General features: G+C 67.5%; 8 protein-coding genes. 2 read left to right on the forward strand and 6 right to left on the reverse strand.

What is annotated here, in order from left to right:
* Positions 1 to 80: 80 nt before the first annotated feature.
* The 3 genes from rpoB to rplJ form a co-directional block, all read right to left on the reverse strand.
* Positions 81 to 4259 carry a DNA-directed RNA polymerase subunit beta gene (gene rpoB, locus PGN16_RS19205; RefSeq protein WP_335310940.1) on the reverse strand — a complete coding sequence of 1393 codons (4179 nt, stop codon included), beginning with the start codon at positions 4257 to 4259 and terminating at the stop codon, positions 81 to 83.
* Positions 4260 to 4715: 456 nt separating this feature from the next.
* On the reverse strand, positions 4716 to 5093 hold the full coding sequence (rplL, locus tag PGN16_RS19210) for a 50S ribosomal protein L7/L12 (protein WP_058756378.1): 378 nt from the start codon (positions 5091 to 5093) through the stop codon (positions 4716 to 4718).
* 70 nt (positions 5094 to 5163) lie between these two features.
* A complete protein-coding gene (gene rplJ / locus PGN16_RS19215; protein WP_058756377.1) occupies positions 5164 to 5679 on the reverse strand; it encodes a 50S ribosomal protein L10 in 516 nt (171 codons plus the stop codon).
* Positions 5680 to 6078: 399 nt separating this feature from the next.
* Here rplJ and PGN16_RS19220 point away from each other — a divergent pair, with 399 nt between their 5' ends.
* The gene (locus tag PGN16_RS19220) at positions 6079 to 8583 is read left to right on the forward strand and encodes a PhoX family protein (RefSeq protein ID WP_335310941.1); all 2505 of its coding nucleotides are present in this window, start codon (positions 6079 to 6081) and stop codon (positions 8581 to 8583) included.
* A 189-nt stretch (positions 8584 to 8772) separates the two neighbouring features.
* Here PGN16_RS19220 and PGN16_RS19225 read toward each other — a convergent pair whose 3' ends face one another.
* On the reverse strand, positions 8773 to 10461 hold the full coding sequence (locus PGN16_RS19225; RefSeq protein ID WP_335310942.1) for a DEAD/DEAH box helicase: 1689 nt from the start codon (positions 10459 to 10461) through the stop codon (positions 8773 to 8775).
* Between the two features lie 102 nt (positions 10462 to 10563).
* On the opposite strand from PGN16_RS19225, the gene PGN16_RS19230 reads away from it, so the two are divergent.
* Entirely contained in the window at positions 10564 to 11424 is an 861-nt protein-coding gene (locus PGN16_RS19230) for an oxidoreductase (RefSeq protein ID WP_335310943.1), read from the forward strand.
* Here PGN16_RS19230 and PGN16_RS19235 read toward each other — a convergent pair.
* Positions 11408 to 11992 carry a TIGR02466 family protein gene (locus PGN16_RS19235; protein ID WP_335310944.1) on the reverse strand — a complete coding sequence of 195 codons (585 nt, stop codon included), beginning with the start codon at positions 11990 to 11992 and terminating at the stop codon, positions 11408 to 11410. The genes PGN16_RS19230 and PGN16_RS19235 overlap by 17 nt on opposite strands.
* A 562-nt stretch (positions 11993 to 12554) precedes the next feature.
* Entirely contained in the window at positions 12555 to 13121 is a 567-nt protein-coding gene (pth, locus tag PGN16_RS19240; protein ID WP_335310945.1) for an aminoacyl-tRNA hydrolase, read from the reverse strand.
* Between the last annotated feature and the right edge of the window lie 66 nt (positions 13122 to 13187).

The following is a 13187-nucleotide window of genomic DNA, read 5'->3' on the forward strand; positions in this document are numbered from 1 at the left end:
GGGCCGCCGCGGGCGCTGGTCTCGGTGAGACTCCGCCCCTCACCCCGACCCTCTCCCCGACGGGGAGAGGGAGAAGTGGCTTACTCGGCCGCGATGGCGATGCCGTCGTCGTCCTGCGCCTCTTCCATCGACCGCAGGTCGACGTTGAGACCCAGCGAGCGCATTTCCTTGACGAGCACGTTGAAGCTCTCCGGAATGCCGGCCTCGAAGGTGTCGTCACCCTTGACGATCGCCTCATAGACCTTGGTGCGGCCGACCACGTCGTCGGACTTCACCGTCAGCATTTCCTGCAAGGTATAGGCAGCACCATAAGCCTGCAGCGCCCAGACTTCCATTTCGCCGAAGCGCTGGCCGCCGAACTGCGCCTTGCCACCCAGCGGCTGCTGGGTGACGAGCGAGTACGGCCCGATCGACCGGGCGTGGATCTTGTCGTCCACCAGGTGGTGCAGCTTGAGCATGTAGATGATGCCCACCGTCACCTTGCGGTCGAACTTGTCGCCGGTGCGCCCGTCGAACAGGTCCGACTGGCCCGAGGCGTCGAGCCCCGCCAGCTCCAGCATGTCCGACACGTCCTTCTCGACCGCGCCGTCGAACACCGGGGTGCCCATCGGGACGCCGGGCGTCAGGTTCTGCGCCAGCTCGATGATCTCGCCCGCATCACGCGAGTCGATGTCGTCGAGATAATGCTCGCCATAGACGGTGCGCAGCCGGTCCTTGACCGCGTCGGGCATCTCGCCCGCCGTGGCGTCCGGATTGGCCTCGCGCCAGTCTTCCAGCGCATGCTTGATCTGCTGACCAAGCCCGCGCGCCGCCCAGCCGAGGTGCGTCTCGAAGATCTGCCCGACGTTCATGCGCGACGGCACGCCCAGCGGGTTGAGCACGAGGTCGACCGGTGTCCCGTCCGCGAGGAACGGCATGTCCTCGGCCGGCAGGATGCGGCTGATGACGCCCTTGTTGCCGTGACGGCCGGCCATCTTGTCGCCCGGCTGCAGCTTGCGCTTCACCGCCACGAACACCTTGACCATCTTCAGCACGCCCGGCGGCAGCTCGTCGCCGCGCTCCAGCTTCTCGCGGCGATCCTCGAACTTGTCGCGGATGCGCTTGGCCGCCTCGTCATACTGGCCCTTCACGGCCTCGAGGTTCGACTGGACCGCATCGTCGGCCACCGCGAACTTCCACCATTCGTGGCGCTCGACGCTGTCCAGCACGTCCATGTCGATGGTCACGCCCTTCTTGACGCCCTTCGGCGCGGCGGTCGCGACCTGACCCAGCAGCATCTCGCGCAGCCGCGACCAGGTCGCGCGGTTGAGGATCGTGCGCTCGTCGTCCGAGTCCTTCTTCAGGCGCTCGATCTCCTCGCGCTCGATCGCCATCGCGCGCTCGTCCTTGTCGATGCCGTGGCGATTGAAGACGCGCACGTCGACGATCGTCCCGGCAACGCCCGGCGGCAGGCGCAGCGACGTGTCGCGCACGTCCGACGCCTTCTCACCGAAGATCGCGCGGAGCAGCTTCTCTTCCGGCGTCATCGGGCTCTCGCCCTTCGGCGTGATCTTGCCGACCAGGATGTCACCCGGCTCCACTTCGGCGCCGACATAGACGATGCCCGCCTCGTCGAGGTTGCGCAGCGCTTCCTCGCCGACGTTCGGGATGTCGCGGGTGATGTCCTCCGGCCCGAGCTTCGTGTCGCGGGCCATCACCTCGAACTCGTCGATGTGGATCGACGTGAACACGTCGTCCTTCACGATCCGCTCGCTGATGAGGATCGAGTCCTCATAGTTGTAGCCGTTCCAGGGCATGAACGCGACGAGCGCGTTGCGGCCCAGCGCCAGCTCGCCGAACTCGGTCGACGGGCCGTCGGCGATCACGTCACCGGCGTTGACCACGTCGCCGACCTTCACCAGCGGACGCTGGTTGATGCAGGTCGACTGGTTCGAGCGCTGGAACTTCATCAGCGTGTAGATGTCGACGCCCGACTTGCCGGCATCGACGTCACCCGTCGCACGGACCACGATACGCGCCGCGTCGACCTGGTCGACGATGCCCGCCCGCTTCGCCGAGATCGCCGCGCCCGAATCGCGCGCCACGGTCTCTTCCATGCCGGTGCCGACGAACGGCGCCTCGGCGCGCACCAGCGGCACGGCCTGACGCTGCATGTTCGAGCCCATCAGCGCGCGGTTGGCGTCGTCGTTCTCGAGGAACGGGATCAGCGACGCCGCGACCGACACGAGCTGCTTCGGCGACACGTCCATCAGCGTCACCGTTTCCGGCAGCGCCATCAGGAACTCGCCCGCCTGCCGTGCGGAGACCAGCTCCTCGGCGAACGAACCGTCCTCGTTCAGCTCCGCCGACGCCTGCGCGACGGTGTGCTTCTGCTCCTCCATCGCCGACAGATAGACGACCTCGTTGGTCACCTTGCCGTCGACGATCTTGCGGTACGGCGTCTCGATGAAGCCGTACTTGTTGACGCGCGCGAAGGTCGACAGCGAGTTGATCAGACCGATGTTCGGGCCTTCCGGCGTTTCGATCGGGCAGATGCGGCCATAGTGCGTCGGGTGGACGTCGCGAACCTCGAACCCCGCGCGCTCACGCGTCAGACCGCCCGGCCCGAGCGCCGAGACGCGACGCTTGTGCGTCACTTCGGACAGCGGGTTGGTCTGGTCCATGAACTGCGACAGCTGCGACGACCCGAAGAACTCGCGCACCGCGGCGACCGCGGGCTTGGCGTTGATCAGGTCGTTCGGCATCACCGTCGAGACGTCGACCGACGACATGCGCTCCTTCACGGCGCGCTCCATGCGGAGCAGGCCGACGCGATACTGGTTCTCCAGCAGCTCGCCCACCGAGCGCACGCGGCGGTTGCCGAGATTGTCGATGTCGTCGATCTCGCCCTTGCCGTCCTTCAGGTCGACGAGCGTCTTGACCACCGCGAGGATGTCCTCGGTGCGCAGCGTCGTCACCGTGTCCTCGGCATCGAGGTCGAGGCGCATGTTCAGCTTGACGCGGCCGACGGCCGACAGGTCGTAGCGGTCCGGATCGAAGAACAGGCCGGCGAACAGCGACTCGGCGGTCTCCAGCGTCGGCGGCTCGCCGGGGCGCATCACGCGGTAGATGTCGGACAGCGCCTGCTCGCGCTCCTCGGCCTTGTCGGCCTTGAGCGTGTTGCGGATCCACGGACCCGTCGCGACATGGTCGATGTCGAGCAGCTCGATGCGGTCGATCCCCGCCTTATCGAGCTTTTCCAGGTTCTCCGGCCCGATCTCGTCACCGGCCTCGACGTAGATCTCGCCGGTCGCCTCGTTGATGAGGTCATAGGCGCTGTAGCGGCCGTAGATTTCCTCGGTCGGGATCAGCAGCGTCTCCAGACCGTCCTTGCCCGCCTTGTTGGCGGCGCGCGGGGTGATCTTGGTGCCGGCGGCGAAGATCACCTCGCCCGACTTGGCGTCGACGATGTCGAAGGTCGGCTTCACGCCGCGCCAGTTCTCGGCCTGGAACGGGATCTGCCAGCCGCCGTCGCCGCGCACGAAGGTGAGGCGGTTGTAGAAGTGGTTGAGGATCTCCTCGCCGTTCATCCCCAGCGCGTACAGCAGCGCGGTGACCGGCAGCTTGCGCTTACGGTCGATACGAACGTTGACGATGTCCTTGGCGTCGAACTCGAAGTCGAGCCACGAGCCGCGATACGGGATCACGCGCGCCGCGAAGAGATACTTGCCCGAGGCGTGGGTCTTGCCGCGGTCGTGATCGAACAGCACGCCCGGCGAGCGGTGCATCTGACTGACGATGACGCGCTCGGTGCCGTTGATGAAGAAGGTGCCGTTCTCGGTCATGAGCGGCATGTCGCCCATGTAGACGTCCTGCTCCTTAATATCGAGCACCGAGCGGGTTTCCGTATCCGGATCCACCTCGAACACGATCAGGCGCAGCGTGACGCGCATCGGCGCCGCATAGGTGATGCCGCGCTGACGGCATTCCTCGACGTCGAACTTCGGCGGCTCCAGCTCGTAATTGACGAAGTCCAGCTCGGCGGTGCCGGCGAAGTCGCGGATCGGGAACACGCTGCGCAGCGTCTTCTCGAGACCCGAGACATAGCCGATCGACGCGTCGGAGCGCAGGAACTGCTCATAGCTCTCGCGCTGGACCTCGATCAGGTTCGGCATCTGCACCACTTCGTGGATGTTGCCGAATACCTTGCGGATGCGACGCTTGCGCGTGCCCGCCTTGTCGGTCCGCGCGGAGCCCGCGTCGATCGGATTGGTCGCCATAAAAGCTTGTGCCTCGTCAGCCGTCAAAATGCAGGCGCAGGGTGGAACGAAGAAAAGCCGATCGCAAAGATGCGTCGGCTTTCAGCGTCCTGAACCGCGGCTTCCCAATCCGATCGACACGCTGCGCAAGGCGCGCCGTTTCCCGGAAGCTGTGGTGATGGTGCGGATATAGGAGCGGGGAGGGGGCGTGTCAAACGCGGGGGGCGCCTCCGTCATCCCGGACTTGATCCGGGATCCCGCTTTTTCTTCTTTTATCCAAGCCGGGAAGAAGCGGGGCCCCGGATCAAGTCCGGGGCGACGGCGAGCGCGCACGAAAAAGGGGCGGCACCCGCGTGGGTGTCGCCCCTTTTCTGCTGGCGGCCACGTCATGGGGCTGAGCCCCATGACGTCGAACGAGCGGGCTTGGGCCGCTCGTCGGCCGGCCTCGTGTGAGGGGCGCGCCCCTCACACTTCGGCTTACTTCAGCTCGACAGTCGCGCCGGCTTCTTCCAGCTGCTTCTTGACCTTCTCGGCCTCGTCCTTGCTCACGCCTTCCTTGACGGGCTTCGGCGCGCCTTCGACGAGCGCCTTGGCTTCGGTCAGGCCAAGGCCGGTGATCGCACGGACTTCCTTGATGACGTTGATCTTCTTGCCACCGTCGCCGGTCAGGATCACGTCGAACTCGGTCTTCTCTTCAGCGGCCGGGGCGCCAGCGCCGCCGCCAGCTGCCGGAGCAGCCGCAACCGCCGCCGCGGCCGAAACGCCCCACTTCTCTTCGAGCAGCTTCGAGAGCTCGGCGGCCTCGAGGACGGTCAGTTCGCTCAGCTGGTCAACCAGCGCGTTCAGGTCTGCCATGATCTTACTTCCTATCTAAGACGGGGACAGGTGCCCCAAATTCCAAACATCAACAGGATGCCGCCCGAAATCAGGCCGCCTCCTTCTCCGAATAAGCTGCCAGCACGCGCGCGATCTGCGCGGCCGGGGCCTGGGTGATGGTCGCCAGCTTCGTGGCAGGCGCCACGATGAGGCCGACGATCTTCGCACGCAGCTCGTCCAGCGACGGCAGCGTGGCCAGTGCCTGCACGCCCGCCACGTCGAGCGGGGTCGCGCCCATCGCACCGCCGACGATCTCGAACTTGTCGGTCGTCTTGGCGAACTCGGCGGCGACCTTGGCGGCTGCGACCGGATCGGTCGAGGTCGCCAGCCCGACCGGACCGGTCAGCATGTCGCTGATCGAACCGTAATCGGTGCCGTCGAGGGCGATTCTGGCAAGCTTGTTCTTCGAGACCTTGTAGGTCGCGCCGGCGTCCCGCATCCGGTTGCGCAAGTCGGTCGACTGCGCCACCGTCATCCCCAGGTTGCGGGTGACGACCACCACGCCGACCTCGGAGAAGGTACGGTTGAGCTCGGCGACGGCCGCGGTCTTCTGACTACGATCCATGCCATTCTCCACATTGGGAAGGGACGTGCCGGAACACGCATCCTTCCGGGTACGAACCACCAGTCGCGCGGAAGCGCGAGCGGTGGCAAAGTCCAGCGATGGGGAATGACCGGCAACCCGCCGCACGATCATCGTGCCGGCGCAGGGAGCATCGATCCTGTCCCCGTCTCGGCGGGGAATTAAGGCCCAAGGGGCCACCCGCTGTCTCGGACGGTGTGCCATGCCCGCGAGCGGACCGGCGACGCGGCGGCCTATAGCGGATCGGGCGACGCGGTCAAGCGGGTTCGGGGTGTCACAAAATCGACGTCGATCTGTCGTGCGCCCGTCGCCGAACCTTCACGGCGCTGCCTTTCAACGCCGCGATAGGCGCCCGGGAAACTTGTTTTCAGGGACATTGTTATGACCAGCTTGCGCCACGACGATCCGATCGTATTCACCGACGGCGACGTCGACACCAATCCGTCCACCACCACGACGCTCGGCGAGCTGGTCGATAAGCGCTACTCGCGTCGCCAGATGATGGGCGGGATGAGCGCGATGACCACCGCCGCCTTCGGCGCGTCGATGCTCAGCGGCTGCGGCTCCGACGACAAGGACGGCGACGTCATCACCGTGGCGGATGGCTCGACCGTTCAAACGCAGGGCGGCCGCGTCGTCACGCTGACCTCGACCGCCAGCAGCAACGCGACCAGCACGAGCTGGACGCAGGTGAGCGGGCCCAGCCTGGCGCTGACGACCAGCGGCACCTCGGTCAGCTTCGTCGCGCCGAACGTCACGACGCCGACCAACGTCGTGCTGGCGTTCACCGCCACCAACGGCGGCGGGTCGAGCACGGAGCGTTCGACCGTCGTCATCAATCCCGCCACGCTCGATTTCACCGCGGTCGCCAAGAACAAGAACGACATCGTGACGGTGCCGAGCGGCTATACCGCCTCGGTGATCTATCGCTGCGGCGATCCGCTCACCTCGGGGGTCGCGGCCTATGCCAACGACGGCACCGACAGCAACTTCGCGCAGCGCGCCGGCGACAATCATGACGGTATGAGCTATTTCGGCCTCGCCGCCAGCGGGACGGCTCCGGACAGCAGCAACAACACCCGCGGGCTGCTCGTGCTCAACCACGAATATATCAACCCGGGCTACATGCACGTCGCCGGGCAGACCGGTATCTTGACGGGCGTCCGCACCGTCGAGGCCGAGGTCATCAAGGAGATCGAGGCGCATGGCGTCTCGGTCGTCGAGGTCACCCGCGCCGGCAACACCGGAGCATGGAGCTACGTGCAGGCCAGCACGCTCAACCGCCGCGTCACGCCGAACACGCCGGTCGCTTTCAGCGGCCCGGTGAAGGGCGATGCGATGCTGCGCACCGTCTATTCGAAGGACGGCACCACCGGTCGCGGCACGATCAACAATTGCGCGAACGGCGCGCTGCCGTGGGGCGATTACGCGACCTGCGAGGAAAACTGGGCCGGCTATTTCCGCCGCGACGCCGGTGACGCCGCGGTGCGCACCGCCGCCGGCAACACCAAGCAGAACGTCTCGCTGTCACGCTACGGCATCGGCGAGGCCGCGAAGGGCAACCACCTGTGGTCGACGGTCACGCCGGCGGATGCCACCAGCACCGTCTACCGCCGCTGGAATGCCACCGCCTCGGCGTCGCTCGCGGCGGACGGCACCGCCGATTTCCGCAACGAGCCCTATACGTTCGGCTGGGTGGTCGAGATCGACCCGTACAATCCCGCCTCGACCCCGCGCAAGCGCACTGCGCTGGGCCGCATGGCGCATGAAGGCGTGATGCCGGGCCGCGTGATCGCGGGCGTCAAGCCGGCCTTCTACATGGGTGACGACGGCCGTAACGAATATATCTACAAGTTCGTCTCTGCGACCGCCTGGTCGGCCGCCGATGCGACCCCGTCGGATCGGCTGGCGACCGGTGACAAATATCTCGACACCGGCACGCTGTACGTCGCCAAGTTCAACGCCGACGGCACCGGGCAGTGGCTGCCGCTGGTGTTCGGCCAGAACGGCCTCGACGCGAACAACGCGCGCTATCCCTTCGCCAGCCAGGCCGACGTGCTCGCCAACGCGCGCCTCGCCGGGGACGCGCTGGGCGCGACGCCGATGGACCGTCCGGAATGGACCGCGGTGAACCCGGTCAACGGCGAGATGTATTGCACGCTGACCAACAACTCGAGCCGTCGCGGCGTCGCCAACAGCAGCGGCACGCGCTCGATCGACCCCGCCAACCCGCGCGCCTATGTCGATACCCGCACGGATGGCAAGAACCCTGCGACGGGCAATGCCAATGGCCATATCGTCCGGCTGCGCGAAGCCAACGACTCGACCGAGTCGCTGACCTTCACCTGGGACGTCTATGCCTTCGGTGCGCGGTCGGGGTCGGATGCGGCCAACGTCAACCTGTCGGGGCTGGACGCGACCAACGACTTCTCGTCGCCGGACGGTCTGTGGTTCGGGCTGCCGACCAACGCGGGCGGGCAGGCGTCGCCGCTGCTGTTCGTCGAAACCGACGACGGCGCTTATACGGACGTGACCAACTGCATGTTGTTGATCGGGATGCCGGGCCGGGTCGGTGACGGCACCACCAAGTCGGTGACCAGCTCGTTCGGCGGCACTGCCACCACGACCGCGCGGGTCGGCGCGGCGCCGGGGGCGAAGCTGAAGCGCTTCTTGGTCGGGCCGAAGGAGTGCGAGGTCACCGGCATCACCTCGACTCCCGATGGTCGCTCGATCTTCATCAACATCCAGCATCCGGGCGAAGACGGCGATTACGCCAACATCACCTCGAACTGGCCGCAGAGCCAGGCGACGGGCACCGGCACCGGCCGTCCGCGCGCCGCGACGGTGGTGATCACCAAGAACGACGGCGGGGTCGTCGGGCTGTAAGCCCGGCCATGCGAAAACGGCGGCCGCGGTTCGAAGCCGCGGCCGCCGCATCTTTCGACCTTACCGTTCACCCCGAGGAGAGGCTGAGCCTGTCGAAGCCTCGTCTCGAAAGGGCTCGCCCGTGGCCGTGCTTCCAGGCGGCATTTCGACGTTGCTCAATGCCTCCTCAGCAAGAACGGTCGAATAACATTACCGCCCCCGCCGCGGCCCTCCGCGCGGTGCACCGCCACCGCCGTGACGCCGCTGCGGCGGGCCGCCGGCATTGCGGATCGGCACCGCGCCGCTCGGCATCGGCTCGATCCGCACGCCGCTCTCATCCTCGCCGTCGGCGTTCGCGGTCGCCTTGACCGCCGCCGCGAAGCGCCCGGCAAGCGCACGCGGCACCTGGAACTGCGTCTCGGTCGCGCCGATGCGGATCGCGCCGATCTCGGCCTTGGTGACATGCCCGCGGCGGCACAGCAGCGGCAGCACCCAGCGCGGATCGGCGTTCTGACGGCGGCCCACGTTCATGTGGAACCACACCACGTCGTCGAAGCCGTCGCGATGACCTTTTTGCTGGCGCTCGGTCATCTCGCTGCGATCGGCGAGTTCCTCGGGCGCGGGCAGCGACGCGCGCTGCGCCGCGACCAGCGCCGCGGCGATCTCTTCAGGCGAACGCTGCTTGAGCAGCTCGGCCGCCAGCGCCTGATCGTCGTCATCGACCTCGACCGGCGCGAGCAGGCGTTCGAGCAACCGCTCGCGATCCTTGGCGCGGATCGCCTCGGCGCTCGGCACCTCGCCCCATTCGGCGGCGATGCGCGCGCCGCGCAGCATCATCTCGACCCGGCGTCGGCGCGGATAGGGGACGATCAGCACCGCGGTGCCCTTCTTCCCCGCGCGCCCGGTGCGGCCCGAGCGGTGCTGCAACACCTCGGCATCGCGCGGCATTTCGACGTGGATGACGAGGCTGAGCGTCGGCAGGTCGATCCCGCGCGCGGCGACGTCGGTCGCGACGCACACCCGCGCGCGGCGATCGCGCAACGCCTGCAACGCATGGTTGCGCTCGTTCTGCGAATGCTCGCCCGACAGCGCCACCGCCGCGAAGCCGCGCTCGACCAGCCCGGCGTGGAGGTGCCGGACATTGTCGCGCGTCGCGCAGAACAGGATCGCGGTTTCCGCCTCGTAGAAGCGCAGCAGGTTGATGACCGCGTGCTCGATCTCGGACGGCGAGACGGTCACCGCGCGATAGGTGATGTCGCCGTGCCCGCGCTGCTCGCTGACCGTCGAGATGCGCAGCGCGTCGCGCTGATACGCCTTGGCCAGCGCGACGATCGGGCGCGGCAGCGTCGCGGAGAACAGCAAGGTGCGGCGCTCGGTCGGCGTCTGGTCGAGCAGCGCCTGCAGGTCGTCGCGGAAGCCCATGTCGAGCATCTCGTCGGCCTCGTCGAGCACCGCGGCGCGGATCTGCGACAGGTTCAGTGCGCCGCGCTCGGCGTGGTCGCGCAAGCGGCCCGGCGTACCGACGACGATATGCGCGCCATGGCCCAGCGCGCGGCGCTCGCGGCTGGCGTCCATGCCGCCGACGCAGGTCGCGATGCGCGCCCCTGCATAGAGCCAGGTCAGCTCCTTGGCGACCTGCAACGCCAGTTCGCGCGTCGGCGCGATCACCAGCGCGAGCGGTGGGCCGGCGACGGGCAGATTGCCGTCCTCGCCCAGCAATTGCTCGGCCATCGCAAGGCCGAAGGCGACGGTCTTGCCGGAGCCGGTCTGTGCGGAGACGAGCAGGTCGCGACCGTGCGCGACCTCGGCGGTCACCTCGGCCTGAACGGGGGTGAGCGCGGTGTAACCACGCGTGGCGAGCGCGCTGGCGAGCGCGGGGGGGAGATTCGGGAAGTCCATGAAGGCTCCCACATGGGCCTTTTGCTCGACAAATGCCAGTGGGAACGCAGCCCAAACCCGCCGCGTTTGGCACGCTCACCCGATAATCATGGAAATTCGCGCATGACGCTCCCTGCCGATCCGGTCTGGTTCATCACCGGTTGTTCGACCGGCTTCGGTCGTGAACTGGCGAAGCTGGTGCTCGCGCGCGGCTGGCGCGTGGCGGCGACGGCGCGCGATGCGGCGCGGGTCGCGGATCTGGGTGAGGGACACGGCGAGCGGCTGCTCGCGCTCGCGCTCGACGTCACCGAAGCGGGAGCGATTACCGCCGCGGTTGCCGCTGCCGAGGACCATTTCGGGCGGGTCGACGTGCTCGTGAACAATGCCGGCTACGGCTATCAGTCCAGCATCGAGGAGGGCGAGGAGGACGAGATCCGCGCACAATTCGACGCCAACGTCTTCGGCCTGTTCGCGATGACCCGCGCAGTGCTGCCGGGGATGCGGGAACGCCGGCAGGGCGCGATCGTCAACATCACCTCGGTCGCCGGGCTCGTCGGCTTCCCGTCGTCGGGCTATTATGCCGCGTCGAAACATGCGGTGGAGGGCTTCTCCGACGCGCTCGCCGCCGAGGTCGCGCCGCTCGGCATCGCGGTGACCTGCGTCGAGCCGGGGCCGTTCCGCACCGACTGGGCCGGCCGCTCGCTGCGCCAGACCGAGAGCCATATCGCCGATTACGCGGACACCGCTGCGGCACGGATGGCGAGCACCAAAGGCTATTCGGGCAATCAGCCCGGCGACCCGGTGCGCGCGGGCGAGGCGATGATCGCGGCGGTCACCCGCGACACGCCGCCGCGGCATCTGGTGCTCGGCAAATGGGGCTATGACGCGGTCACCAAGCGGTTGCGCGCGCGCGTCGCCGAGATCGAGGGACTTCGCGACGAAGCGCTCGGCGCGGATTACCCCGACGCTACCAGCGGTAGTTGAAGCTGACGCTGATCCGCTCGGCCTTGGCGGTGCTGGTCATCACCTCGTGCCGCAGCCAGCTTTCCCACAGGAACAGCGCGCCGTTGCGCGGCTCGGCATAGACGAACGTGCCGTCGCGCGGCGGTGCGGCCATCAGCATCGGCAGCCGCGGGTCCTCCAGCTTGAGCGCCCCCGATCCCTCGGGCACCGCGACATAGAAGGTGCCGGAGACGACGCTGTGCGGGTGGAGATGCCCGGAGTGCGTGCCACCCGGCTTCATGACGTTGACCCACAGGCTGTCGAGCTTGAGCCTGCGCCCGCCGAGATCGAACCCGGCCTCCTTGGCGAAGGCGGCGACATGGCGGTCGAGCAACTTCTTGAGGTCGGCGAACACCGGGTCCCGCAACGGCAGATCGTTGAGCGAGGCGTAGCTGGTGTAGCCGCGATAGCCATGCGCTTTCGACCAGCGCTTTCCTGCGACATCCTCCTCGGCGAGCGCGCGGCACGAGGCGTCGAGATCGGCGAGCAGCGCGGCGTCGGCGACGTCGGCGTCGTAGAACAGGGTCGGGAACAGCTGGCGGGTCGGCATCGTCATCATCCGTCGCGAGGGCATGGGCCTGTCCCGATCCGCCCTGAAAGCTGCGCGGCGTGGTGGCAAGCGCGAACACGCCTCGCACGGCGACGCGGCGCGCACCCCGCCACCTTCCGTCGCTCCTGCGAAGGCAGGAGCCTATGTCTGCTCGCCCCAGACGTGCGCGGCATGGGGAAGGAGAAGATTTGTTCGCGCAGAGGCGCAGAGGCGCAAAGAGGTGGCGCGAGATCGCGCCGTCAGCTTCGATCCGGACGCGTCACGCGGACGTCGTTGGTCGCTGCGCGAACCGTGCCAGCAGACGGCACCTCTCTGCGCCTCTGCGCCTCTGCGCCTCTGCGCCTCTGCGCCTCTGCGCGAATCAACCTACTTCTTCGGCCGAAGCGTGAAGAAGGTTTGTTCACGCGGAGGCGCGGAGAGTGCCGTGCGCGGCAATGTTTCGAGCTGGTCCGGCTGGCTCATGCCTTGCGCAAGTTGCTGAAGGTCTTCCGCTCGCCACGGGCACGTCAGCCTCCGCGTCTCCGCGCCTCCGCGTGAACCCCTGCTTTCGTACCCGACAGGATCACCCCAGCCGCAGCGCCACGTCGTTCATGAACCGCACGTCGTCGCCCTGCGCGAGCCACTCCGCCTCGGCCGCCAGCGCGCCGAGCACGTCGCTCAGCGCGTCGATCTCGCTCTTCGCATAATTGCCGAGGACGTGCCCGGTGACGCGATCCTTGTGCCCCGGATGCCCGATCCCGATCCGCACGCGGCGGAAGTCCGCCCCGAGATGCTGGTCGATCGAGCGCAGCCCGTTATGCCCGGCGGTGCCGCCGCCCTGCTTCACCTTGACCTTCATCGGCGCAAGGTCGAGTTCGTCGTGGAAGACGGTCAGCGCATCGGTGCCGAGCTTGTAGAAGCGGAGCGCCTCGCCCACCGAGCGGCCGCTGTCGTTCATGAAGGTCGCGGGCTTGAGCAACAGCACCTTGGTCGTGCTGATCCGGCCTTCCTGCAACCAGCCCTGGAACTTCTTGGCCGGCGCGGCGAAGCCATGAACCTCGGCGATCGCATCGACCGCCATGAAGCCGACATTGTGGCGGTGCATCGCATATTGCGCGCCCGGATTGCCGAGCCCCACCCACAATTGCATCGCTGATCCTTCTCTCCAAAACGAAAGGGCAGGGGAGCGTCGCCGCTGCCCTGCCCCCGAACAAGG

This window comes from Sphingomonas phyllosphaerae (assembly GCF_036946485.1).
Taxonomy (GTDB): Bacteria; Pseudomonadota; Alphaproteobacteria; order Sphingomonadales; family Sphingomonadaceae; genus Sphingomonas; species Sphingomonas phyllosphaerae_E.

What these genes read in the sequence shown, in the direction of transcription:
- rpoB (WP_335310940.1), bottom strand. Translation starts at nt 4,259, where the DNA reads ATGGCGACCAATCCGATCGACGCGGGCTCCGCGCGGACCGACAAGGCG.
- rplL (WP_058756378.1), bottom strand. Translation starts at nt 5,093, where the DNA reads ATGGCAGACCTGAACGCGCTGGTTGACCAGCTGAGCGAACTGACCGTC.
- rplJ (WP_058756377.1), bottom strand. Translation starts at nt 5,679, where the DNA reads ATGGATCGTAGTCAGAAGACCGCGGCCGTCGCCGAGCTCAACCGTACC.
- PGN16_RS19220 (WP_335310941.1), top strand. Translation starts at nt 6,079, where the DNA reads ATGACCAGCTTGCGCCACGACGATCCGATCGTATTCACCGACGGCGAC.
- PGN16_RS19225 (WP_335310942.1), bottom strand. Translation starts at nt 10,461, where the DNA reads ATGGACTTCCCGAATCTCCCCCCCGCGCTCGCCAGCGCGCTCGCCACG.
- PGN16_RS19230 (WP_335310943.1), top strand. Translation starts at nt 10,564, where the DNA reads ATGACGCTCCCTGCCGATCCGGTCTGGTTCATCACCGGTTGTTCGACC.
- PGN16_RS19235 (WP_335310944.1), bottom strand. Translation starts at nt 11,992, where the DNA reads ATGCCGACCCGCCAGCTGTTCCCGACCCTGTTCTACGACGCCGACGTC.
- pth (WP_335310945.1), bottom strand. Translation starts at nt 13,121, where the DNA reads ATGCAATTGTGGGTGGGGCTCGGCAATCCGGGCGCGCAATATGCGATG.